This is a genomic window from Pelagibius sp. Alg239-R121 (genome assembly GCF_947331435.1).
GTDB lineage: Bacteria > Pseudomonadota > Alphaproteobacteria > Kiloniellales > Kiloniellaceae > Denitrobaculum.
In genome coordinates this window covers 264,971-288,776 of record NZ_CAMZOF010000001.1, presented here as the reverse complement: position 1 = coordinate 288,776, position 23,806 = coordinate 264,971, and the positions used below count along the sequence as shown (strand labels likewise).

22 protein-coding genes are annotated in these 23,806 nt (G+C 57.6%); 7 read left to right on the top strand and 15 right to left on the bottom strand.

All coding sequences use genetic code 11. From position 1 onward, the window contains the following. The first annotated feature begins 118 nt into the window (after nucleotides 1-118). Nucleotides 119-1,276, top strand: a complete 1,158-nt coding sequence (locus QMZ18_RS01260) for an acyltransferase (RefSeq protein ID WP_282604411.1) — start codon at nucleotides 119-121, stop codon at nucleotides 1,274-1,276. A 3-nt stretch (nucleotides 1,277-1,279) separates the two neighbouring features. Here the strand turns inward: QMZ18_RS01260 and QMZ18_RS01255 are convergent, their stop codons facing one another. Then, a complete protein-coding gene (locus tag QMZ18_RS01255) occupies nucleotides 1,280-2,653 on the bottom strand; it encodes an MmgE/PrpD family protein (RefSeq protein WP_282604410.1) in 1,374 nt (457 codons plus the stop codon). Nucleotides 2,654-2,771: 118 nt separating this feature from the next. Then, complete coding sequence (locus QMZ18_RS01250) at nucleotides 2,772-3,851, bottom strand: enolase C-terminal domain-like protein (RefSeq protein ID WP_282604409.1); 1,080 nt, start codon at nucleotides 3,849-3,851, stop codon at nucleotides 2,772-2,774. A gap of 150 nt (nucleotides 3,852-4,001) precedes the next feature. Between QMZ18_RS01250 and hutH the strand changes: the two genes are divergently transcribed. After that, nucleotides 4,002-5,543: a histidine ammonia-lyase gene (gene hutH / locus QMZ18_RS01245; RefSeq protein ID WP_282604408.1), complete on the top strand. Its 1,542-nt coding sequence runs from the start codon at nucleotides 4,002-4,004 to the stop codon at nucleotides 5,541-5,543. A gap of 9 nt (nucleotides 5,544-5,552) precedes the next feature. On the opposite strand, the gene QMZ18_RS01240 is transcribed toward hutH, so the two are convergent. Together QMZ18_RS01240 and QMZ18_RS01235 are read right to left on the bottom strand one after the other, a co-directional pair. Continuing rightward, nucleotides 5,553-6,188 carry a hypothetical protein gene (locus QMZ18_RS01240; RefSeq protein ID WP_282604407.1) on the bottom strand — a complete coding sequence of 212 codons (636 nt, stop codon included), beginning with the start codon at nucleotides 6,186-6,188 and terminating at the stop codon, nucleotides 5,553-5,555. A 107-nt stretch (nucleotides 6,189-6,295) separates the two neighbouring features. After that, nucleotides 6,296-6,619, bottom strand: a complete 324-nt coding sequence (locus QMZ18_RS01235) for a DUF6614 family protein (protein ID WP_282604406.1) — start codon at nucleotides 6,617-6,619, stop codon at nucleotides 6,296-6,298. A gap of 257 nt (nucleotides 6,620-6,876) precedes the next feature. Between QMZ18_RS01235 and QMZ18_RS01230 the strand changes: the two genes are divergently transcribed. Beyond that, nucleotides 6,877-7,701: an aldo/keto reductase gene (locus QMZ18_RS01230; RefSeq protein ID WP_282604405.1), complete on the top strand. Its 825-nt coding sequence runs from the start codon at nucleotides 6,877-6,879 to the stop codon at nucleotides 7,699-7,701. Between the two features lie 26 nt (nucleotides 7,702-7,727). Here the strand turns inward: QMZ18_RS01230 and QMZ18_RS01225 are convergent, their stop codons facing one another. The 11 genes from QMZ18_RS01225 to phnF form a co-directional block, all read right to left on the bottom strand. Further along, the gene (locus QMZ18_RS01225; RefSeq protein WP_282604404.1) at nucleotides 7,728-8,219 is read right to left on the bottom strand and encodes a hypothetical protein; all 492 of its coding nucleotides are present in this window, start codon (nucleotides 8,217-8,219) and stop codon (nucleotides 7,728-7,730) included. Nucleotides 8,220-8,325: 106 nt separating this feature from the next. Further along, entirely contained in the window at nucleotides 8,326-9,717 is a 1,392-nt protein-coding gene (locus tag QMZ18_RS01220) for an FAD-dependent oxidoreductase (RefSeq protein WP_282604403.1), read from the bottom strand. A gap of 6 nt (nucleotides 9,718-9,723) precedes the next feature. After that, nucleotides 9,724-10,326: a cysteine hydrolase family protein gene (locus QMZ18_RS01215; protein WP_282604402.1), complete on the bottom strand. Its 603-nt coding sequence runs from the start codon at nucleotides 10,324-10,326 to the stop codon at nucleotides 9,724-9,726. Nucleotide 10,327: 1 nt separating this feature from the next. Further along, nucleotides 10,328-12,403 (bottom strand): hydantoinase/oxoprolinase family protein, encoded by a 2,076-nt coding sequence (locus QMZ18_RS01210; protein WP_282604401.1) that lies wholly within the window; start codon nucleotides 12,401-12,403, stop codon nucleotides 10,328-10,330. Next, nucleotides 12,400-14,139, bottom strand: a complete 1,740-nt coding sequence (locus tag QMZ18_RS01205; protein ID WP_282604400.1) for a hydantoinase B/oxoprolinase family protein — start codon at nucleotides 14,137-14,139, stop codon at nucleotides 12,400-12,402. The genes QMZ18_RS01210 and QMZ18_RS01205 overlap by 4 nt, the downstream gene beginning before the upstream one ends. 4 nt (nucleotides 14,140-14,143) lie before the next feature. Then, complete coding sequence (locus QMZ18_RS01200; protein WP_282604399.1) at nucleotides 14,144-15,013, bottom strand: oxaloacetate decarboxylase; 870 nt, start codon at nucleotides 15,011-15,013, stop codon at nucleotides 14,144-14,146. Next, nucleotides 15,010-15,513 (bottom strand): 3-isopropylmalate dehydratase, encoded by a 504-nt coding sequence (locus QMZ18_RS01195; protein WP_282604398.1) that lies wholly within the window; start codon nucleotides 15,511-15,513, stop codon nucleotides 15,010-15,012. The genes QMZ18_RS01200 and QMZ18_RS01195 overlap by 4 nt, the downstream gene beginning before the upstream one ends. Next, nucleotides 15,510-16,799 carry a 3-isopropylmalate dehydratase large subunit gene (locus QMZ18_RS01190; protein ID WP_282604397.1) on the bottom strand — a complete coding sequence of 430 codons (1,290 nt, stop codon included), beginning with the start codon at nucleotides 16,797-16,799 and terminating at the stop codon, nucleotides 15,510-15,512. The genes QMZ18_RS01195 and QMZ18_RS01190 overlap by 4 nt, the downstream gene beginning before the upstream one ends. A 98-nt stretch (nucleotides 16,800-16,897) precedes the next feature. After that, nucleotides 16,898-17,782 carry a GntR family transcriptional regulator gene (locus QMZ18_RS01185; protein ID WP_282604396.1) on the bottom strand — a complete coding sequence of 295 codons (885 nt, stop codon included), beginning with the start codon at nucleotides 17,780-17,782 and terminating at the stop codon, nucleotides 16,898-16,900. Nucleotides 17,783-17,935: 153 nt separating this feature from the next. Next, nucleotides 17,936-19,336, bottom strand: a complete 1,401-nt coding sequence (locus tag QMZ18_RS01180) for an SGNH/GDSL hydrolase family protein (protein WP_282604395.1) — start codon at nucleotides 19,334-19,336, stop codon at nucleotides 17,936-17,938. Between the two features lie 376 nt (nucleotides 19,337-19,712). Continuing rightward, nucleotides 19,713-20,492, bottom strand: a complete 780-nt coding sequence (gene phnF, locus QMZ18_RS01175) for a phosphonate metabolism transcriptional regulator PhnF (RefSeq protein ID WP_282604394.1) — start codon at nucleotides 20,490-20,492, stop codon at nucleotides 19,713-19,715. Between the two features lie 74 nt (nucleotides 20,493-20,566). On the opposite strand from phnF, the gene phnG reads away from it, so the two are divergent. The 4 genes from phnG to QMZ18_RS01155 are packed head-to-tail and all read left to right on the top strand — an operon-like array spanning nucleotide 20,567 to nucleotide 23,799. Then, the gene (phnG, locus tag QMZ18_RS01170) at nucleotides 20,567-21,094 is read left to right on the top strand and encodes a phosphonate C-P lyase system protein PhnG (RefSeq protein ID WP_282604393.1); all 528 of its coding nucleotides are present in this window, start codon (nucleotides 20,567-20,569) and stop codon (nucleotides 21,092-21,094) included. Next, nucleotides 21,094-21,729 (top strand): phosphonate C-P lyase system protein PhnH, encoded by a 636-nt coding sequence (gene phnH / locus QMZ18_RS01165; protein ID WP_282604392.1) that lies wholly within the window; start codon nucleotides 21,094-21,096, stop codon nucleotides 21,727-21,729. The genes phnG and phnH overlap by 1 nt, the downstream gene beginning before the upstream one ends. 3 nt (nucleotides 21,730-21,732) lie before the next feature. Further along, nucleotides 21,733-22,875 (top strand): carbon-phosphorus lyase complex subunit PhnI, encoded by a 1,143-nt coding sequence (locus tag QMZ18_RS01160; RefSeq protein WP_282604391.1) that lies wholly within the window; start codon nucleotides 21,733-21,735, stop codon nucleotides 22,873-22,875. Nucleotides 22,876-22,890: 15 nt separating this feature from the next. Continuing rightward, the gene (locus QMZ18_RS01155) at nucleotides 22,891-23,799 is read left to right on the top strand and encodes an alpha-D-ribose 1-methylphosphonate 5-phosphate C-P-lyase PhnJ (RefSeq protein WP_282604390.1); all 909 of its coding nucleotides are present in this window, start codon (nucleotides 22,891-22,893) and stop codon (nucleotides 23,797-23,799) included. Nucleotides 23,800-23,806 lie beyond the last annotated feature (7 nt).

Sequence of the window (23,806 nt, the reverse complement as noted above, 5' to 3'; positions counted from 1 at the left end):
GAATAAAAATCCTTGGCGGCGAAATTCTATCGCGTATGGTCGTGAGCCCTAAAGTGGTGCCGTTTTTTGCAATCGGAGTGGTCAGCAGGCGCATAGTCGCCGCAGCGGATTTCTTTTTATGAAGATCTTGGCAAGTTTAGATCACGCAGCCGATAGGGCTTTTGAGCTTCAGGGGCATTCCAAAAGCTGGATGCAGTCCATCGAAGGTCTTCGTGGCCTCGGCGCCTTTATGGTGTTTCTCGTGCACTATGCCACTTTGGTCAAACCTTGGGTGCCAGAGGGATCCTTCACTTACGACCTCAACGAGACCCTCTTTTCCATCGGCAACGTCGGTGTCGACGTCTTCTTCGCCATCAGCGGGTTTCTGATCTACGCCATGTTGATTCGCAGAGAACGGCCGATCTTGCCTTATGCGAAGCGGCGGATCTTTCGAATCTATCCCGTCTTTCTTGCCGTCATGTTGCTTTACACGGCCCTGTCGCTGGCTTTGCCCGATCAAAGCAAGATACCTGCCGGCGAGAGCGAAGCTGCTTGGTACCTTGTCGCCAACTACCTGTTATTTCCAGGAATTCTGGATATCGATCCAATGATCACGGTGGCTTGGTCGCTGAGCTACGAAATGTTTTTTTACTTAGTTATGCCGCTGATCCTGCCGATTTTTCGGCTGCGCGAACTTTCTCCCAGACTGCGGGTGATTTTCTGGTTTGCGCTTTGGGTAGTGGTCTATCTGGCGGTGCCCCAGCACTTCCGCGCGTCGATGTTCATTGCTGGCATCATGGTCTACGAGACCGCGCAAGTGATCGTTCGCGAGCGGAGTTCACCCGCACTGACTCTGCTCGCATTGGCTGCTTTTGTGGTGGTTCTGGCATTCAAGACCTCAATCCATTTCGATCTGGTGACTTTCAAGAATGCCGGAAAAGTCAATCAAGTGATGTTGTTCGGCGCCTGTTATTTGTTGTGCGTCGCTGTTTTCTGCAAAGATGGTTGGCTTTCCCGCTTCTTCTCACGGCGTTATCTGCGCTATTTCGGCAACATCAGCTATTCTTTCTATCTGATTCACGGCTTGACGCTGAAGTTCTTTTTCTTGGTGTTGGGGGTTGTTCTGCCGTCCGAGAGCTACGCCGGCTTCTTTTGGTTCTGGCTGCTGTTTCTGCCTGCTTTTATCGCGGCAAGTGTCGTTTCGGCTGGACTTTTTCTTTTGGTCGAGAGGCCATATTCGCTGGACGGCATGAGTCTTTTCAGCCTCTTTCGCTCGCGCTCAACCTCGGCACCTTGAACCTTAGGCGGCAGAAGAGCGTTTCTGTGCATCGGCGGCTGCGGTGATCGCCTTGAGCAACCCTGCAGCCGAGCCTTCGCCTCTTGAGATTGTGTTCACGGCCATTTGGAGTGCGTCGCATCTGGCTGGCGAAAGGGCACAAGCAGCATAACGCCGAAATTTCTCTATGATCTCCTCGTCGCTTAAGGGGTTTTCGGCATTCCCGCGTCCCGCAGATGGTTCCGACGTCAACTGACGACCATCCTTCAGGTGCAGGGTGACATGGGCGAATCGCTCTGACGGGAACAGCGCGTTGTAGTCATCGCTCTCCCGAAGGATCAGGGAGCGACTTAGGCGAAGAATTTCGGGATCCTGCAGCGCTTGTCCGTCAATTTGCCTCGCTTCCAGTTGTCCGTGCACCAGTGCGGCGGCCAAGGGAAAAGGCAGACTGTATTGGGCCGCTTCTGTGTTCGCCGGTTCGCGCGTGGCCAGACGGATCGCCTCGTGAAATGAGAAGACCTCGACATGGTCAATGTCGCTTGCGGTCAAGCCATGGTCGTTGCGCAGATCCAGCGCTGCTTCCGTTGCAGGCTGTGCCCAGCGGCAGACCGGATAGGGTTTGAAATACTGCTCCAGCATCAGCCAGCGTGTCCCGAGGTCCGCCCAGTGCGATGCTGCTTCGTCCGATTCCATCGTGAGTGCCGGTGCACCGGTAAAGCCGTCCGCGGCGAGATATGCAGCGCTGACACCGGACATAGCCCCCCAGCCGGCCCCGTCTTTCAGCATGGTTGGGTGATCGATGCAGCGCATCATCTGACTGCGTGGGCCATGATACTCGGCAATTCCAAGCGCATGGCGGCTGTGGGCGTTGTCCAGCCCCAGGTGCCGTGCCCCTAATCCCGCACAGGCAACTGCCACCCAAGCGCCTGACGTGTGGTAGTCGGGAACGGTGGCATGGAGTGCAAGCCCATCACGGATGGCGAGTTCATAGCCGATCACAAAGCTGGTCATGAACTCTTTGGCGTCCATTTCAGCGCTGTCACCGGAATGACCGGCCAACGCAAGAAGCGCAGGCAATATCGCCGCACCCGCATGGCCTTTCGCGCCGGGATAACCGTCATGCGCATCGACACTGTCGATGGTCATGCCGCCGGCCAGCGCCGCGCCCGCCGGACTGACGCGTCGTCCATCGAACATCAAGTGCGCGGCAGCGCCGCTTCCGGCACCGAACTGCGCGGCTGCGTGGTTGCGAATGATGTGCGAGAGTTCTGTTCCACTGCCGGCAGCCGCAACGCCGCAAAGATCTAGCAGGCAACGCCAGGCCTGGTGTTTGACCTCGCCGGGCAGGTCGTCGAATGATAAGCCGTGCAGGAATGCTAACGTCTTTGTAATCGCCACCTTTTACTCCCCAGTGCCGCGCTTAAAGCCATATGTACTCTTCAGCCTAGTGGCTGCAGCGGACCGACACGGTTCCCACTCCGACTCCGAGTTATCTGCGATCGTCTCGTTAAAGACGTCAGAGTGTGTAGCGCGCGACGGCGTCTTCGTTCCAAACCATACCCAACCCCGGACCGCGGGCGGTGACCTTGCCGTCTTCCACGAGCATTGGTTCTTGCAAAATCGAGCCGGCGATGTCGAGGAATTCCAGATAATGGGCGGTCGGTGTCACCGGCAGAACATGCGCGCTGGCTTCGACGAAGAGATGGCTGGAGACCGGAATGGATTTTGTTTCGGCGATTCCGGCAGCCCGTATCCAAGCAGTGATGCCGCCGATCTTCATCAGATCCGGCATGGCGCAGTCACAAGCACCGGCATCGATCGCCTTGGCCATGTCCTGTGGGAACCACCAATTCTCGCCGGTCTGGATCGGCGGGGTTGAAGCGGCCCGGACTTCCGCGTGTCCAACGAAATCTTCCGCGGGCACCGGTTCCTCGACCCAGGTCAAGTCGAAGTTGCTTAGAGCATCAATCCTGCGGACGGCATCAGGCACCGTGCGCGATTGATTGAAATCGATCATCAGTTCGACATCCGGACCGATGATGTCGCGTACGCCGGACACCATTTCGATGTCCCGCATCAGATCACCGTCGCCAACCTTGATTTTGATCGCGCGGAAGCCGCGCTCCAGCGAGCGCTCCAGATCGCCTCGATCCTCGATCGGATCGACAACGCCGTAGCTGTCGTAGGCGGGCATTGGCCGTGGCAGGCCCCCTAGCAAACGAACGACAGGATGGCCGGCGCTTTTTCCAAGCGCATCCCACAGCGCCATGTCGAGGCAGGACAGGGTCATACCGACCAGTCCCTGTCGCCCCAGCAAGCGAAAGCGGTTCTCGTAAAACCGGGCCTGTTCCGCGGGTGCAACCACTTGGCCGACAAGACTCTCCTCGAGATCGGATAAAAAAGCCGCGATCGCTTTGAGTGTTGTCGGGGTGTAGCCAAAGATATAGGCACAGCCTGTAACGCCCTGATCCGTTTCCACATCAATCAGCACCAGCGGCGCGTTGGCCAAGGTTCCCACCGCGGTCCGCACGGGTCGGGCAAGCGGAGCGACGATAGCGCGGCTTTTGAGTGCAGTGATGGTCAGCTTCTCGGTCATCTGGGCGGTGGCTCCTGAGGTGCTTGCGTTGAAGGTGCGAGCTTACGAAGCCCTGCGCCGTTTTGTACAGTCACGCTTTCGCAACACTCTTGCACAACTCTGAAATTTGGTCGCAAGCTGCAACGAGAAAAGGCATCAGGGAGTACAGCATTGCCATCTGATAACTATCTCACTCTGACAGGGCGGGATCTTACGCCACAGCGCCTTCATGACATCGCGATTGATGGATGCAAAGTAGCGTTGGCACCCGACGTGATGAAGCGCCTGAAGCGCGACCGTGCGGTGGTCGACCGCCACGTCGATGCCGGCGACCCGGTTTACGGCCTGACCACCGGTTTGGGATCCAAGTCGACCGAAGCTTTGCCGCGCGATCAGCTTGCCGCCTTCTCGTTGCAGACCCTCCGCGGCCGCGCCCAGGCACTTGGCGATCCCTTGCCCTGGCCGCTGGCACGGGCGGTATTGGTGGCACGCCTGAACAGTCTTTGTGCGGGCGGCAGTGGAGCAAGTCCTGCGGTCGCCGAGATCCTGGTTGAATGTCTGAACCGGGGTGCGACGCCGGTCATGCCGCAGACCGGATCGGTTGGCGCGAGCGATCTTTGCGTTCAGGCGGTCATGGGACTCGCCCTGACGGGTGAAGGAGAAATGTTCTTCAATGAAGAGCGCCTTCCTGCTGCGGAAGCGATGCAGCGGGCGGGTATCGAGCCTTTAGAGTTAGGGCCTAAGGATGGCCTTGCCATTTGCAGCTCTTCAGCTTTCTCAACCGGTTTGGCGGCGTTGGGACAGGTTGCTGCCCTGAGGTCTCTACGCGCTGCGCAGATTGCCGCCGCTATGACTATGGAAGGCTTTCGTGCCAATTGTTCGCCCTTGCGCGAAGAGGCTTTGCGGGCGCGGCCCCAGCCTGGGCAGATCACGGCAGGGGAAGAGCTGAAGGTACTGCTGTCCGGCGGGTTGCTGCTCGAGGGCGGCGCAGCGCGCCGCCTGCAGGACCCGCTTTCTATCCGCTGCCTGGCTCAGACCCATGGCGCAGTCTATGGAACGCTCGATTTCCTCGCAGGACCCTTGACGGCGGATCTGAACGGTTCAAGTGACAATCCCTTGCTGACAGAGAGTGGTGAGATGATCTCCAACGGCAATTTCCAGGCACCCCTTCTGGGTATCGCTTTGGATAGTGTCGCTCGCGCACTGTCGGGTCTGGCCACGGCGAGCCTCGCCCGGATTGCTCGGCTGCTTTCCCCTGCACTTAGCGGATTGCCCCGTTTTCTTTCCCTGGGTGGTAGCGAGTCGGCCGGTTTTGCGCCACTCATGAAACCCGCTGAAGCACTGGTTGGCGAGATTACACTTCTTGCCAATCCAGCACCGCTGGCCAACAGCTCCTCGGCCGAGGGTGTCGAGGATATTCTAACCCACACGCCGATCTCGGCGCGCAAGCTTCTCAAGCTCCTGAACAAGCTGGATCACCTGATTGCAATCGAACTGCTGTTCGCAGCTCAGGCGATTGAGCTGGCAAACCCCGACCCTATCGCGCCTCGTCTTGCTGCCGTGCTTGACGAGGTGAGGAAAATCTCACCCACTGTCGAATTGGACCGGCCTCTGGGTCGCGAGATCGAAGCAGTTGCTGCGAGCTTGGTAGGATCAGGGCGGCTGCTTGTCATTGCCGATATCGATAGTGGGGCCGATCAAAAGTCGTACTGATCGACGTACTTATCCTCCAACCTTTTCGGTCCATCGCCAAAATGGATCGTCTGACTGTTTGTCAGTCATCTCCGCGATCGGAGCGACGATTTCGGATGCAGTCCTTGGAATGGAAACGCCGAATGTTGTCTTGACCCACTTCTGCAGTTCGACGGGTTTTGGTAGGCCATCACGGTCTTCGACGTCCTCCGGCAGAAGCTCGTAGTGCTCGGGCCAACATAGCTCTTCGTAACCGATGGCAAGTAGTCGAAGAAAATCGACCGGGTCGTCCGTGACCACGCAACACAAAACTGACCCGGAACCTGATCCGAGATGCACAAATTGTTGTTTGCCATCATCATCCAACCAGATCCCGGCGTAAGAACCGTCACCACCGGTACAAAATAATTTGGTTACCCTATTTGTGATGTCGGGATCATTGGTCCCAAACCATGCTGGTATGTCCTCCGCATCTGCAGGCGTAAAGAACATCATCAAGCTTTCTTCTTCAACCGATCCCAATGGATACAGCATGGCACAATCAGCGTTTCGGCCTCTTACAAACGCGCCAGTTGATTCCATCCAATCAAATAGCGCCCGAAGCTCATCCGGAAGACTGATTCCGCTTGGAAAGGATTGCGCGACCTTGTCGGCGAAACTGGTCATCGGCTTCTATGGTTCTCGTTCAGTTTGATTCTGGAACATTGAAGATTGCACGAGGTAAGAATTCTGAGGTTGGGAGATACTCGTGATACTCTCACTTTTAATCTGATTTAAACGTCGGAGGATAGAAAGAACTGTGTGTTCTGAACCTGACGGTTCATCGCGCGATGCAGTGATTTCAACGGTTCTTCATCCTGTTCGACATAGGCCCAACAGGCCTCGGCTTGATCGTTGTCCAAAAACTCCATCGAGACGTAGTAAGGCGCCTCCGGTGGCCGGCGATTGTAGCCATCGTGAGGTTCTTGGCGCATAAACCTCCAGGTGATGAGCAAATTGAGCTGCTTTAAATGGCCGGAGAAGGCGTCGAAGGAATCACGAAACTGCACCTCGTCACAATCATCCTTGAGCCCGAACAGTCCATGCATAACAATCATTTGCGTCCTCATCTGGCCTGGATTCGATTTCATCGATGAGTATCAATCAATCCAGAGGCATTTATGGTTCAGACGCGAATACAATTTATCTCTTTTGCGCCAACTGCTCATACAAACGGGCCCCAGAATCAGCGAGCAGAATCTGTCTAGTAAAGCGATGACACTCTGCCTTCTCGGCACTTGCCCGCTGTGCGGTAAAGAGCTAAGCCAGAAGGGTAACATCCTTGCTGCCGACAGAATTTCGAAGGACTACATCCATGCACAGAGTTTCAGCAAACGGCGCGAAAATTCCGGCAATCGGTCTGGGCACCTGGACCCTGAGAGATGAAGCCGCTTCCGAACTTGTCGAAAGCGCCATTAAGTCAGGGTACCGGCACATCGATACTGCTGCGATGTATGAGAACGAAGAGGCGGTCGGTGCGGGACTTCGTGCTTCGGGTCTGGCGCGGGACGAGATCTTTTTGACCAGTAAGATCTGGTATACGGATATCGCCGAGGGTGATCTGCAGCGTTCCGTAGAAGCGAGCCTCAAGCGCCTCGGTACTGATTATCTGGATCTTGCCCTTATTCATTGGCCCTCCAAGTCGGTAGCTTTGGCGGATTCAATTGGAGCTCTCAACGAGGTGCACACGCGCGGCTTGACCCGCAATATAGGTGTGTCGAACTTTACCTCTACTCTCATTGAAGAAGCTGTGGCGCTATCAACGCACCCACTGGCCTGTAATCAGGTCGAGTATCATCCCTTCCTGAACCAGGATACGGTCAAGTCGGCTTGCAACAGGCATGGTATGGCGATGGTGTCTTATTGTCCTTTGGCGCGTGGATCAGATCTTTTTGGCTTGCCGGAAGTTGCCGATCCGGCTCAATCTCATGGCAAGACACCGGCGCAGATCGTGTTGCGCTGGCACGTGCAGCAGGAGGGCGTGATAGCCATTCCGCGTTCGAGCAATGCCGAGCGCATCCGTCAGAATTTCGAGGTCTTCGACTTCGCGCTTTCTGATGATGAGATGGCTGCCATCTCCGCGTTGCGGGAACGCAACCACCGGATCTGCGATTTCGACTTTTCGCCGGACTGGGATTAATACCAAGAAGCGTTGGTATAAACGCTTTAGTCGCTGAAAAACTCACCGACTGCGACGCCGATTGAGGCGCCTGATGTGGTGATCACGTGAAGTTCCAAGATCAGTGATTCGTTTGCGTTGGGCTGGGTTGTTTTAGCAACTGCCATCGTTACCCCTTCGACGATTAGGGCTTCGGTCGGCCGAAGTTTGGCTGGAAAATGTGCCGGTGGTCCGGCCACGACATCGCGATCCAAAGCCTCGCCACTATCTTTGTCCCGAAAGTAGTAGGTTAGCTTGAAGCCGGAAATATCGAAGCTCTGCGGATACGCGCGATTGGGTTCCACGGAAATCCGTTCCACCTCCAGGACGTAGTCGTTCTCGGTCTCCTTGAGGACATAGTGTCCGCGCAGCCAAAGACCCCAGCCACTGCCGTAGTTGTTCAAGTAGAGCGCCCCAGCAGCGGCAGCGTTTGGTGTTGCGAAGACCAACAACAGGCCCATCGCCATTGATAAGCAGCTGGAACGAAGGCGCGACTGCATGCAACTGCTCCCGCTCTGTCGCCGCGGTGCCCAAAGACCTGCTCGGCGAGTACTGGGGAGCTTGCCTCAATTTTGCCGTTGCGTCGACCGGCACCTGGCTTGACGGTTAGTTTTGCGACACAAGTTCTGCCGCTTTTTGTCCGGCGATCCGCCCCAAAGTGACAGCCGTCAAAAGACCGTTACCAGAAAGGTAACCGTCGATTCTGGGCCCCGAAACACCGCAGGCTGCGCCGCCGCCGGCGAAGAGGTTCGGCATGGGGGTGGTATTTTCGCGCAGAACGCGGGCATTTCGATCGATGCACAAGCCGCCCTGAGTATGAAAAAGCGCACCGGTGACCTTAACTGCATAATAGGGTGATGCGAGTGCGGAGGTTTTCGAGAAATCGCGGCCGAACCGATCGGTTTTTTCATCAGCCGTTTCTCTAACCGAGGCTTTAAGTGCTTCGAGCGGCAGGCCGGTGATTCGTGAGAGTTCCTGCAGGGATTGGGCGCTCCGAACTGCGCCTTGCTTCTCCGCATTGCGGTAGTCGTCGAATGACAGACCCAGTTCGTGCAGGCGCGCATCGAAGATGTTCCAGACAGTTCCGCTGGGCTGTTTCAAGACATCGACCGCCTGTTCGGAATATCCTTGGTGTTCGTTCGAGAAACGGTTGCCCTCTAAGTTCACCTGTATGCCGCCCTCCATCATCAGGGCCCAGGTGATGAGGATGCCGTGCGGTGTCGCGACCGAGCCATGACCCTGACAGGCGCTAAGATGTTGCGCAGCTGCGCCCAGCGCCATCCCCCATTTAACTGCATCTCCCTGGTTTCCTGTGTGCCCGAAGTAATCGGCCTCCGCCATCTCGGGAATATGTGCGCGGACCATCTCCGGATCGCCGCCGTAGCCGTTGCAGGCCAGGATCACCGCCTCACAACCGATATCTTCCGTCTCGCCTTTCGGGCGTTCGATACGCAGGCCTGCTATCTGGCCGTTGGTTTCATCTGCGTAGAGTGCGACAACCTGCGCATTCGAAAGAATGTCGATGCCCGCGGCTTGGGCCGCGCCCAACAGGCGCCCGATCAAAGCTGAGCCGGTTTTCTCCGGAACCGCATGCATACGATGCCGCGAATGACCGGGATACAGAAAGTCGTCGAGTACTACCCATTCCAATCCATGGCGGTCGGCAAGCCATTCAAGGCTGGGTCCCGCTTCCCTGGCAACACAGTCCACGATGTCGGGATCCGCGTCACCCCTCGCTTTGGCTTGGATGTCATCGGCCATGAGAGCCGCAGTGTCATCTATCCTGAGGGCTGACTGAAACCGTGTGCCCGCAGCGGGGATTAGCCCGGAGGACAGTGCGGTTGAACCTGCCGGCATCGGATCGCGTTCTACAATCAGCACTCCGGCACCGGCATCGCCGGCCGCCAAGGCCGCCGTCAGGCCGCAGGCGCCTGCGCCGACAATTGCCACGGAGACAGTGATCGGGAAGTCGACGTCTTTTGCGGAGAGTATCGTCACCGATTGCTAACTCAGGCTGGTCAGAAGATTGGCACAGCTCGTGAGTTCGGCGATGCCCTTCATGCTGGCGATGGCGGTTTCGTGCACCTGGGGGTCAAAGGCTGCACAGCCGTCGGTCAAGAGGGTGGTGTGATAGTCCCGCACGTGCGCATCGCGCAGAGTGGAGGCAACTCCGCCGTTGGTCACGATACCGGCGAAGATCAGGCGCTTGATCCCCGCGCGCCCGAGCACCCATTCGAGGCGGCTCATGTAGAAGGCGGAGTAGGCAACTTTCTCCACAGAAATGTCGGCGGGCGCCAGATCATCGATCAAGGCCTGACCGAAACTGCCGGGGGCGAAGTCGCCCGTCGTCAGAAAAGGCCGCAGCTGCTTCAGGTGAGGTGAAATGAAAGGCGCCCCACCTTTATCAGGCACCAGCGTGAAGTGTGTCGAGACAATCCAGCCGCCGCTGGCACGCATGGCGTCGGCAACCGGTTTCAAGCGTGAGGACAAAGCGGCGATGGCTTCGGACTTTGCACCGCCGCGGGCATAAGCGCCATCGGGATGCAGAAAGTCATTCTGCATATCGACCAGCAACAACGCCGTTTGCTCGCTGCCGTAGCTGCTCATGTCACACCTCGTCCTTTCGCGCTATCAAAAGATTGCCAAAGCGGTCGACCTCGCCTTTCAGGTCAGGGTCGATAAAGATCGTCGTATCCGGTTGTTCCAGAATGGCTGGTCCAGACACGATTGCGCCTTCGGGCAACGTGAGACGCTCGAAAACCGACGCGTCATGCCAGCGGCCTTCCGCCCAGATCTGGCGGGTAGTGTTTGCCTGTATCTCCATGCCTTTCTCCGTCGCGGGGGCGAGGATCGACAGGTCAAACTTAGGTCGCCGGCCCACCACTGTGACCCGCAGGTTCATGATCCGGATAGGGATGCTATCGAGCAGGCGGCCGTAGGTTTGCCGGTAAGTTATCTCGAAGGCATCACGGATGATCTCTGGCGTGACGCCTGTCGCGCCCTCATTGAAACTGAGCGGCAGCGGAACAGTGACGGTATGCGTTTGCCCGAGGTAATGCATATCCAGTTCGAATTCGTAGACGACACCTTCAAAGGCAATGTCAGCTTCTTCAAGCAACTTTTGTCCCGCCGCGGCCGTTACGCTCATCTGCCGGTCCAGCGCCGGGACATCCAGATCGTCCAGCATCTGATTGATCGTCATCACCCGGTCATGGCGCATATCAGCGATGACACAGCCCAGTGCGCTGGTCACACCTGGATAGCGCGGGACCAGCGCGCTCTTCAGCCCGACGTCTTTGATCAGGGCGCCGGTATGCAGGGCGCCACCGCCACCGAAAGGCATGGCCGAAAAGCTCTTCGGGTCGTGCCCACGTTCAACGGATACCAACCGGATGGCGCCGGCCATTTTAGCATTGGCGACGCGGATAATTGCTTCCGCGGCCGCCATCACATGGAGGCCGAGCGGCTCGGCGACATGTTTCAGGATCGCCGCTTTGGAGGCCTCCACGTTGAGCCGTTCAAGCTTGCCGCCGATCGGCCGGTCTGCGTTGATTCGGCCCATGACCACGTTGGCGTCCGTCACTGTCGGCCGGTCGTTGCCCAGGCCATAGCAAGCCGGTCCTGGGTCCGATCCCGCGCTTTCAGGACCGACCTGGAGCAGCCCACCGCGATCGACCCAGGCGATGGAGCCGCCACCGGCGCCAATAGTGGTGATCTCGATCATCGGCGTGCGGATCACCATGCCGAAATCGATCGAAGTCTGCGGAAAGAGTGCGCTCTTGCCGTCGGCGATAAGCGAAACATCGAAGCTGGTCCCGCCCATATCGCAAGTAATGACATTGGGAAAACCTGCCGAGCCCGCAATATGTGCCGCCGCGATGACGCCCGCTGCCGGCCCGGAAAGTGCCGTACGGACCGGAAAGCGTTGTGCTGTTTCCACCGCCATCACGCCACCGTTTGACTGCACGATAAGAACCTGTCCGCCGAAACCCCCGTCGCGAAGGCCCGCTTCAAGGCGCTCGAGATAGCTACCGACCGGTGGCTGCAGGTACGCGTTCAATGATGCGGTCGAAGCGCGCTCGAACTCCCGTACCTCCGGCAGAATTTCGGATGACGCGGTAACGTGCTCGCTGGGCCAGATATCGCGGACGGCCTGTACGGCAGTGCGCTCATTTTCGTCGTTGGCGTAGGAGTTGATGAAGAAGATGCAGAGCGATTCTGCGCCCGTCTCAAGCAAATTACGCGCGGCAGCCTGGACTTCACTCTGATCGACGTGTTCCAGCAGAGTGCCGTCTGCAAGAACCCGTTCGCTGACCTCGACACGCAGATCGCGCGGCACGATCGGCTCGAAGTTCCCCCAGAGACCCCATGTCTGAGGCCGGTCGCGGCGGCGCATTTCAAGCACGTCGCGAAAGCCCTTCGTGGTGATCACGCCACAGCGCGCGCCTTTGCGTTCCAGCAGAGCATTGGTGCCGACCGTCGTGCCGTGGACGATAGTCGAGATGCTGCCAAGTTCTTCGAGCCGCTGCTGAATACCGCTGCGGATACCTTGAGATTGATCGCCGCGTGTTGTGGGCACCTTTGCGACATCGCAGGCCCCGTCGGCCTCATTGAGAAAGAACACATCCGTATAGGTTCCGCCGACGTCGACACCGATGACGGTCTTGCGCTCTTGTTCGCTCACGAGGCGATCTCCCGGCGCAAGGCCTCGGTCGCCTGCAGATCCGGTGATCCTTGGTCATCGACGACACAGGCATAGTCTTTTCGGGCCGATTCTCTGGTGATATAGCCCAGCCGAACGTCCTCGCCGATCTCGGCAAGATTCCGTTCCAATGCCGGGCCGTAGCCACCACCGCCGGGTGTTTCCAGATGCAGGCGTTGTCCTTTGGTCAGCTTGATCCCTACCATCTTGGACGCCATCGGCGGCGTATGATCGCCATCGTCCTGCTGGTAGCTGAAAAGATTTTTGGCGCCCGATGATCCACCGGCCACTCCAGGCGGGGCATACCTGCCCCGCTCACCGAAGAGGAACACTTCGGCGTTCTGCTCCAGTAACTCAAGCTCATAAATTGCACCGCAACCGCCGCGATGCGCGCCCACTCCTCCACTGTCCGGCCGCAGGGCCCATTGGGTAAAGCGCACCGGATAGGCCGCCTCCAGAATTTCAAGCGGAGGAATGGTTGCCGTAGAAATAGGCGCGTTGCCGTGGTTGAGTCCATCGCCTTTCGGATGGCCGCCGTGGCCGCCACCGAAGAAGGAGAACATCACCCAACGGCGCCCATCTTTCCGGTGACCCGCAAGCGACAGCGCATTGATGGTGCCGTAGGCACAGCCATTTGTGATGTCGGGGTTCGCCTGAGACAGGGCGACAAAGATCACGTCGATAATACGCAGGATGGTTTCCGTGTAACCCCCAACCGGCTTGGGCGCTTTGACACTCAGCAGGCTGTCTTCCGGAATCACGAAGTCGATAGGATCCAGTACGCCGGCGTTGGCGGGGACGTCCTTGAAGATGTGTTTCAGTGCGACGTAGCAGGAGGCCACCGTCGTCGAGCGGGCGATATTGACCGGACCGGCGCAGGCTAGTGAGCTGCGGGAAAAATCGAGAGTCATGCGCCCACCCCCGATGTCCATGTCCAGGGCGATTTTCAAGGGCTCGTCCGTGATGCCGTCGTTGTCCAGCCAGTCTTCCGCTGAATAGCGGCCCTCGGGCAGTTCCGAGATGAAACTCGACATCAATTGTGCGGCCCGTCTGCGCAACTCGACCAAGGTTTCAGAGATGGCAGTCTCGCCATATTCGTCGAGCAGCTTATGCAACCGCTGTACACCGAGATCAAGAGCATTGAGCTGTCCGTTGAGGTCGCCGTACAGGCTGCCCGGCAAACGGGAGTTGGCTTGCAGGATCGTTATGATGTCTTGTCGCAATTCACCCTTGTCGTAGAGCTTGACCGGTGGGATCAGCATGCCTTCCTGAAAGCACTCTGTGGCCACCGGATTGTAGTTGCCCGGAACGTTGCCGCCGACGTCGTGCCAATGCCCGACTGAGGCCAGATAGCAGAAAAGATCGCCGTTGCGATAGAATGGCCGCACTAACTTGAAATCCGAGAGATGCGTGCCGCCGTCGTAGGGGTCGTTGAAGATGTAAACGTCGCCATCCTGGGGGACGTCTCCTGACGCGGCTGCCTTGTCGATCACCGCCTTCACCGCAAAGGACATGGCACCAACGAAGACCGGCAGGCCGCTCTTGCCCTGGATCAGAGTATCACCGCTTTTTGCGTCATAAAGACCATGACTGGCGTCGTGTGCCTCGGCGATGATCGGATTGAACGCGGAGCGGAACAGCGTTGCGTCCATCTCGTCGGCGATCTGCTCCAGACGGCCCTTCAGGACCGAGAGCGTTACGGGATCGATCGTGGTCATCGGGTCAATCCTCGTACTTCTGACTGCCGTCCAGTATCTTCTGGGTGCCAAGCAGATCGTTGAGCTGGGTGAAGTTCAGCATATCGTCCATAAAGGGTGCCGTCGTTCCTTCCTGCTGGAGGCTTTCGAAGTAGGCGCTCATGGTCTTAGCGATAGCTCGGGCTAGCCCACCCGGGAAGATCACTAGCTTGAAGCCAATCCTCGCCAGGTGCTTGGCGGGCATAACGGGTGTCTTCCCACCTTCGACCATATTGACCATCAGGGGCAGCCGGCCGGCAAATTGTGCGACAACCCGGCGCATTTCCTGTTCGGTCTTTACGGCCTCGACGAACAACATGTCCGCACCTGCTTCCAGATAAGCCTCGCTGCGTTCCAGCGCGGCTTCAAAACCCTCCACTGCAACGGCATCGGTACGGGCGATTATGATGGTGTCAGCGTCTGCGCGGCTGTCGGTGGCGGCTTTGATCTTGCCGCTCATCTCGCCGATCGAAACAAGGTTCTTGCCGTCCAGATGGCCGCAGCGCTTCGGGAGCTGCTGATCCTCCAGTTGGATTGCGCTGGCACCGTTGCGCTCAAAGACCCCGATCGTGCGTTGCACGTTCAGCGCGTTGCCGAACCCGGCGTCGCCGTCGACCACGATCGGCAGATCGACCCGCTCGCGGACCCGCCCCACCACACCGGCAACTTCATCCATCCCTACGAGGCCGATGTCCGGGCTGCCCAACTGGGTATAGGAGATCGAGGCTCCGGAAAGATAGAGTGTCTCGAAGCCGGCGCGCTCTGCCATCATGGCGCCGAAAGCATCGTAGATACCAGGCGCGACGACGATTCCGTCGTCCGAGAGTTGCTGCCTGAGCCGTTTTTGCGGCGTCATAGAGTTTTCCTCAATTTTTCTTCGAGATGGGGAATCAGTCCACCCGCCGTAACGATCGCCGCGAGGTGTTCGGGGACCTGTTCACAGGCCAGCCTGTCGCCTGTGGTTTCGTTGATTATGCGGCCGGTCAAGGGATCGATTGCAACCTTGTGATCTTTTTCGATGCGATCGACATCGTTGGAAACCAGGGCGTAGAGACCTAGATTAAAGGCATTGCGGTAGAAGATGCCGCCAAAGGATTTTGCGATCACCGCCGTGACACCGAGCATGCGAAGTACCTCTGCCGCCTGCTCGCGACTTGATCCGATGCCAAAATTTTTGCCTGCGACCAGGATATCGCCGTTTTTGACCTGCCCGGCGAAAGCGGGGTCGATGGCTTCCAAACAGTGGCTTGCCAAATCTTCCATAGAGCTTTTCATGTAGGTGCCGGGCGCTAAGAGGTCGGTGTCGACGCCGTCACCGTATTTCCAGACCCGTCCGGCCGCTAGTTCATGGCTCATGATATTTTATTCTCCGCCAGCAACGGTCGTGGATCGGCGATACGGCCCATGACCGCAGCCGCTGCAACGCTATAGGGCGAGCCTAAATAAACGAATGATTCCCGCGATCCCATCCGGCCTTTGAAGTTGCGGGCGGTTGAGGCCATGCAGACTTCGCCTTCTGCCAGGACGCCGGCCCCATATCCAGCGCAGGCGCCGCAGCCGGAAGGCAACAGGATTGCGCCTGCCTCGGTGAGTGCCGCGAGAGAACCATCGGCTGCCGCCGCTGCCGTCGTCCGGGTTGAGGCCGGCGCGATCATCAGCCGGGTGCTGGCTGCCACTTTGCGGCCTTTGAGCACGCGCGCGGCGGCATGCAGATCGACCAGCTTCGCGCCGGTGCAGGCGCCGATGTAACATTGGTCGACGGCGACCTTTCCAACATCTTCGACCGATCCTGCGTTGGCGGGACTGTGTGGTGCCGCGATCTGAGGAGACAGCTCCGACGCCTCGAATTCATGAACCTTGCGGTATCCGGCGCCCGCATCACTCGACCAGTGCGCCCAATCTCCGGCTTCGCCGCCGGTTTCTTCAATCGCCTCTGCAGTGACAGCATCCGGCGCAATCAATCCTGTTTGCGCTCCCAGCTCCGCCGCCATGTTGCTCAGGGTCATGCGCTCTTGCATCGACAGGCCGGAAAGCGTCGAGCCGGTGTACTCGATGGATTGATAGTCACCGCCATCCATGCCCAGTGAAGCACAGAGCTTCAGCATCATGTCTTTCGCGGTGACTCCGTCGCACAGAGCTCCGTTCCAGCGCAGCAGTATAGTAGCGGGCACCTTGATCCAGGTTTCGCCGGTTGCCAGAACGCCCGCCATATCGGTTGCGCCGATACCGAACATGTAGGCTCCAAACGCACCGCCTGTCGGGGAATGGCTATCCCCACCAACCACGAACATACCGGGTGACAGATGTCCACGTTCGGGCAAGACCACGTGGCAGATGCCCTGTTGGTCGTAGAAGCCTTCGATCTCCTGGTCGCGTGCCCAGTCGCGCGTGAGCTTCAGGATAGCGGCGCTCTGCGCATCGAAGGCGGGGACATAGTGATCTGACACCAATACGATTTTCGTGGGATCCCAGACCTTCACCCCAAGGCGTTCCAGCATCGGTTTGACCCGGCGCGGTCCGCCGCTATCGTGGATCATCGCGAGATCAACAGTGCAGGTGACGACCTCGCCGGCTTTCACTGATTCGCGACCGGCGGCATTCGCAATGATCTTTTCCGCCAGTGTCTGAGGTGCTTCTGTCATCGTGCCATCCGCGGATCGACTTTTTTTAGATCGTTGCTACGCATTGCATCCTGACCGTGGGCGTATATCGAGTGCCTTCGTTTTCATCGGTACTTTCGCTATTGGCTTTGGGTTTCGTCAGGTTTTTCGGCCTCCGGCGTCCAGCGATTCTGTACTTCTCCCTGCACACGTGACAGCGCCATGCGATATTGGTAGCGGTCCGGCCTATAGAGTGCGGTGATAAATTCGACCGGGGAAGCATTCTGGTCGCGGACCACACGGGTGATTTTCATCAGGGCGGCACCGGCGTCGACGCCGAGGTGCTGGGCCACGACCGCGTCCGCGAGTGTCGCCGAAATGGTCTGGTCCGCGGACTCCACCTGCACGCCACAGCGCTCCAGAAGCGACAACAGCGATGTGCTAGAGAGCTCGTCGGCGTCGAACTGACGACCGATCTTCCCGGGGACATAGGTGGTTAGGTGGGAGAACGGCGCGTCGTCAATGTAGCGCACACGGACGGCTCGCTGAATTTCATCCCCAAGCTCGATCTCCAAGGCCTGCGCGATAGCTTCCGAAGCTTGCAGATACTCGAACGTCAAAAGTTGCGCCTTGGTTTCCAGTCCCATGGCGATCAGATTTTCCAACAGACCTTCAACCGAAGAGACAATCGGGCTTGAGGGTGGCTCGTAGATGACCCGTGTGCCACGGGCGCGTTCACGAACCACAAGTCCTTCAGCGGCCAGTTCGTCCATGGCGCGTTTCGCGGTGATGCGTGAAACGCCAAAACGTTCGGTCAGATCCTGCTCGCTCGGCAGGCGGGCATCGGTGCGGTAGATGCCGTCGGTAATCTGATTTTTCAGGATGAGATAGATCTGATGATAGAGCGGAGTCTTGAGGCCCAGCGCGCCGAGTTGCAACTGTGGATGCGCAAGATCACCCGCTGGCACCTGCGTACCATCTACAGTGGAGCCCTGCTGCGAGCGGTTTTGCTGGGCCTGGTTCATGCCGTTCTCTGTTGTGCCGCCAATCGAAACTTGCACAGCATGGTGGGTCGCTTAAATTTATTGAGCTAATGATATGTTGATATAACATTATAGCAAAAGTCAAGCGCACTGAGTGGATGACGGACTCTCAGACAATCAGGCTCCGGCTATTCCCTAGGGGCGTCCGACCGCCTGACTGGAGAATCTCATGACATCCCGCATTGTTTCGTCGTCGGATATTTCCACCGGTTCAGGTTTTTTCTCGGCTTGAGCACGGCGAATGTCCCGCCACAGCCAAAGGCCTGCGTTCCACACTGGAGGCAAGTCGTTGAGTAGTTTATCGCGATCGAACGCGGCATTGAGATCGATCTTGCTTGGCTTGAGTCCAGGTTCGGCCTTTTCAATACAATCGAGCACCTGCTGTGCCATCAGGCCATACCCCACCACGCTTGCGTGCATGCCATCGAGCCCCTGTGTGCCGCCGCGCCGAAAATTTCCAAACGGGCTGGCATTGACCATCACATTGGTAATCGTTTTTCCGTTGGCCAGATTGACGACATTTTTGTCGGTGCGTTTCTGATGTTTTGAATCATAACTAAGAAGCAGTTTTGCGATGTCGACGAAGTGAAGCCTCGAGGGTTTATCGAAGGCGGATTTCAGGATCTGTGCGGCTTCCTTGTTCACCTCCGCGATATGCTCATCAAGCTTCTTCAACTGTTTACCGGTCATACAGCCATAGCCAAACCCGAAGCGGTTTTCGTAAGTGTCGTAGTACTTGCCCTTGCCCGGCTTGTTCGTCTCGTCCCATTCGACCTGCTCAGGTACCGGCATTAAATTCGGGACGGTGCTGGGTAGACCGAGATTGTTGAAATAGATATGTTCGACTTCGGGCGGCAGGGCGTTTAATGCTTGCGCCAGTTTTTTCAGTTCGGTCTTGAATTTCATCCGCGCATTCGGATTGCATTCAAAGGCGATTTCCCAGAGACCGTTGTTACTGCCGATGTTGACCAGCAGGCGTTTTGGCTTGCGCGCTGCGACCATGCCGACCTGACTGAGATTCCTGTACTCTGCCTGACCCGAAGGGTTCAGCGTGAAGCGTGCGTTGAGGGCCTGAATTGTCGGGCTGAGTTTGATTTCTGCGAGATTGAGTTTCTTGATTCTGGTCTTGGCACCAGGTGGCAGCGTCTTGAGAAAATCGTCGGAGGATTGCCAGGTTTGAGTGTAAAGGTCAGCGATGGTGGCCGACGCGATTGAGATATTCTCGAACAACAGGCGTCCGGAAGGTGACGATGGAGGTTTGGTTTTAAACCAGTAATCGATGTTCTTCGCCATATCCTCTTTGATGCGGCCGATGTCAGGCAGCATGCGCAGCCATTTCTCCATGTCGACAATGATCGGGCGCTGCGGGTCGGGGCAGGAAAACCTGTGGCGGATGCCGAGTCCCTCGGCTGCAAGCGCCGGCGCGCTGAGTTGCATCATGCCACTCTTCATGGTCAGGGACCGCACGCCCTGATAAAGCGAATCTCCAATCGCCATCATTTCTGGCCGCATGTATTCGTCTGGAATCGTCACCATCACTTCCCTCTTAAATCCAAAAAGCAAAAGACTGGATGTGTTTCGCCCTCCACCAAAGTGAAGGAACCAGATTCTAAAAAGAATCAGGCATGTGCGCGCCCCGCCGTCGACACCGCGGCAAGATTACATCGAAGAACGATATGTATGCTAATGAAAATTTCAACCAGGCGGTGCTATGTTGTTATGTCGCTGCCTGCACCTTCAAACGTCGATCAACCCTATCGACAGGTTTTCACCTGTTGCCAGGACAGAGCAACAGGATCCGATCCCCGTGCGATAACTTTAACCATCCTGATGTGTCGTCAACGAACTTCAAAAGATATAGATGAATATACTTTATGTTTGGATTTCCCGTTTCCGGTCAAGCAGCGCAAATTCAAGTCTCAAAAACGATCTGCATGCGGTCGGCGATAAAGTGGGCAATGCAGAATTGAACAGGCTTGCCGGTCTCGTCGACATTGACGCTTTCGACGACGAGCACGGGGCGATTGGCCGGTTGTTTAAGGATTTTGGCGTCTTCCGCATCGGGCAGACGGGCCGTGACCTTGGTCCTACGGCGCGTGTAGTTTCCAGCGCCATGGTGGGTCAGGGCTTTGGTCACCGAGCGGGTTTCTGAATAAACCGGAATCAGATCGGGGAAGCGTCGGGCAGGGAAGTAATTCCAGGAGACCGATAGCGGCCGCTCGTCAACGTCATTGATGGTTTTTAAAAGGATGCAAGCTGTTCCGGGTTTTATTTCCAGGCCGGAAGCAACACTTTGATCGGCCTCGATTTCGTATGCCCGTAACAGGCGTCCCGCGGGATTGCGGTGCTGTTTGGTGATGATCTCGCTGAAGCGGGTCCGCTTACCGATGAGATAGTCGACGACATTCTCCTGAACGAAGGTGCCGCGACCCTGTTCGACGCGCAGCAGCCCCTGTTCGACCAATCCGGATACCGCCCGCCTCAAGGTGTGGCGGTTGACTCCAAAACGTTCGGCCAGTTCCGGTTCCGTCGGCAGGCGACTGCCTTCCGGAAAGTTACCCGAGGTGACGTCATCCGCCAGCTGCTGTTCAATCTGGCGCCATAGAGCGATCCCCGTTCCACGTTCAATCATATTGTTTCCGTCTATTCTCAGGTTCCGCGCTGTTTCCTCGAGGGCATTGCCCGTGGTCATCAAAACTTCATTTTTTGATCCTTTACGGATCCCATCTTTTGCCTCACTCTAGGACAAATCATATGGATGAATAGATGAATATGTCAAATCATATAGCATCAACTTCAGAAAAAGAGGCCGGTCAGACCTCGTCCGATGCGGTGACCAGCCTACGAGGCACCTGGATGTCCGTACTGGCGAAATCAGATCCGGACGATCTGATTCGCGCCTGGGATGATCTCGAAGACAAGCCGAAGTGGCGCTGGTTACGCAAACCGGAGACGGGCCTGGTCATGGTGCGCGGTCGGGCGGGCGGTACAGGAGCGCCTTTCAATCTGGGTGAAATCACCGTGACACGCTGCGCAGTGGTTACCGAAGGCGGAGAAAATGGCGCTGACCAGAGTTACACCGGGCAGGGTTATTTGGCCGGGCGGAACCGCCGCCATGCCGAGCTAGCGGCGCTTTTTGATGCGCTGCTACAGAATTCCGAACGGCGACCGGCGTTGGAAGATGCCGTAATCAAGCCACTTGCTGCGCGTCTGGAGGCTCGCCGTCATCAAGCTTCCGCCAAATCGGCCGCGACCAAGGTCGATTTCTTTACGCTTGTCAGAGGGGAAGACTGATGATCGGAACAGATAGCCAGACGTCCGGCCGTGGTGCGGAAGGCATTGCGGTCACGAACGTGGGCTTCGATAACCCTGTCTTGCAGTCGCAGGCCATGTACCGGGTCCTGTTGAGCGCGATGTCCCGGCCGGGGCATATAGTTCCCTGTGAATTATTGCTGGAGGTGCCGGCATCTCTGGCGCAGACGACTGCAGCCGCAGCCCTGACACTGCTCGACTTCGATACGCCCCTCTGGCTGGACCCTGCTGCCGCTGCGCAACAGGCTTTGGTCGATTATCTCCGCTTTCACTGTGGTTGTCCCATTGTCGAGGCGCACGGTCATGCGGCATTCGCAATTATCACCGATCCCTGTAAAATGCCGTCGCTCGATGCCTTCCCGGAAGGCAGCGATGAATATCCGGACAAATCCGCGACGCTTCTCATCCAGGTCGAACGCCTGGACGATAGCCGTGGTGTCGTTCTGCGCGGTCCGGGCATCGAAAACAAACAGACGATTCAGGGCAAAGGTCTTCCTGGCGGTTTCTGGCAGCAGGTTCAGGAGAATCATGCGCGTTTCCCCAAGGGTGTGGACATCGTTCTCTGCGCAGAAGACCGGATTGCGGCGCTGCCTCGTACAACGCAAGTGGAGGTCTGAGCCATGTATGTCGCGGTCAAGGGCGGCGAAGCGGCAATCAATGAGGCGCACAAGCTTCTTGCGGAAGAGCGCAGGGGCGACCTTGCCGTGCCTGAACTTTCGACTGCACAGATCGAAGAGCAACTCAGCTTGTCGGTCGACCGGGTTATGACGGAGGGTTCGCTATACGACCGCAAACTGGCAGCGCTTGCCATCAAACAGGCACGTGGCGATCTGATCGAGGCGATCTTTCTGATCCGTGCTTATCGGACCACCTTGCCCCGCTTCGGTTACTCCGCTGCGGTCGATACGGCCAAAATGGGCATCCGGCGCCGGATCTCCGCGACCTTCAAGGATATTCCCGGCGGTCAGGTTCTGGGGCCGACCTTCGATTACACTCACCGCCTGTTGGATTTCAAGCTGGCCGCGGAAGAAGGGGACGAAGGTGAGACCTCCGGATCCGATTTTGCCGAGCTGCCCGATGGGGTTGCGCAATTGGACGACTCCATGCCGCGCGTCGTTGATCTTCTTAAGCATGAAGGTTTGATTGAGGAAGAGCGGCCTGGGGAAAAACCCGAGTCCATCGGTGATCTGACCCGCGAGCCCATGAACTTTCCCGTGGACCGCGACGTCCGGCTGCAGAATCTGGCACGTGGTGATGAGGGATTTCTGTTGGCCCTGGGGTATTCGACTCAGCGAGGTTATGGCCGCAGCCACCCCTTCGCCGGCGAGATACGCCTCGGCGAAGTGGCGGTCGAATTCGTGCCGGAGGATCTTGGTTTTCCCATCGAAATCGGCGAGGTGACCCTCAGCGAATGTCAGATGGTCAACCAGTTCAAGGGTTCCACAGAAGCGCCGCCGCAATTCACGCGCGGCTATGGCCTCAGTTTCGGACACTGTGAGCGCAAGGTCATGGCCATGGCTCTGGTCGATCGTGCTCTGAAGGGACGCGAACTAGGGGAAGTGGTGGACAGTCCAGCGCAGGACGAAGAATTCGTCATGGAGCACAGCGACAATATTCAAGCCAGCGGCTTCGTGGAGCACCTCAAACTGCCGCACTACGTGGACTTCCAGTCGGAACTGGAGCTGGTGCGCAAGATGCGCCGCGAACGGCGAGAGGCGGATTTGGGTGAAAAAGACCCTCAAGCCGTCGAAGCCGCAGAATAGGGACAGGGTGAAGTGATGACGCAGTCAGCTCAGAAAAATCCGGCGCAGAGCGAAGCGGTCGAGCATGGCCACGCTGACAAGATTGGACCGGATCCCAACTACAACTTCGCTTACCTGGACGAACAGACCAAACGGATGATCCGCCGCGCGATTCTGAAAGCGGTTGCGATCCCAGGATATCAGGTGCCCTTTGCCAGCCGTGAGATGCCGATGCCGTACGGCTGGGGCACCGGCGGCGTTCAGGTGACCGCGAGCATTCTGGGCCCTGATGATGTTTTGAAAGTCATCGATCAGGGCGCTGACGACACCACCAACGCCGTCAGCATCCGCCAGTTCTTTGTGCGCACCGCCGCAGTCGAAACCACCGAGCACACGGAAGAAGCTTCGATCATCCAGACCCGGCATCGCATTCCCGAGAAGCCGCTAAGCGAGGATCAGATCCTGGTTTATCAAGTGCCGATTCCAGAACCTTTGCGCTTCCTGGAGCCGCGCGAAAGCGAAACGCGCAAGATGCATGCCCTGGGTGAATACGGCCTCATGCACGTCAAACTTTATGAAGACATTGCGACGCATGGGCACATCGCAACCACCTATGCTTATCCGGTCAAGGTCAACAGTCACTACATCATGGACCCCTCGCCGACACCGAAATTCGACAATCCGAAAATGCACCGCATGCCGGCGTTGCAGCTGTTCGGTGCGGGCCGCGAAAAACGGATCTACGCCATTCCACCACATACGGCGGTTTATAGCTTGGATTTCGAAGACCATCCCTTCGAGATCCAGCAATGGGAACAGTCCTGTGAACTTTGTGGCGCGGAAAATACCTTCCTCGACGAAGTCGTCACCGATGACCGCGGCGGTCGCATGTTTGTCTGCTCGGACTCGGATCACTGCAATCGAAAGCGGGAGGCCGCCGAGTGACTCAGAC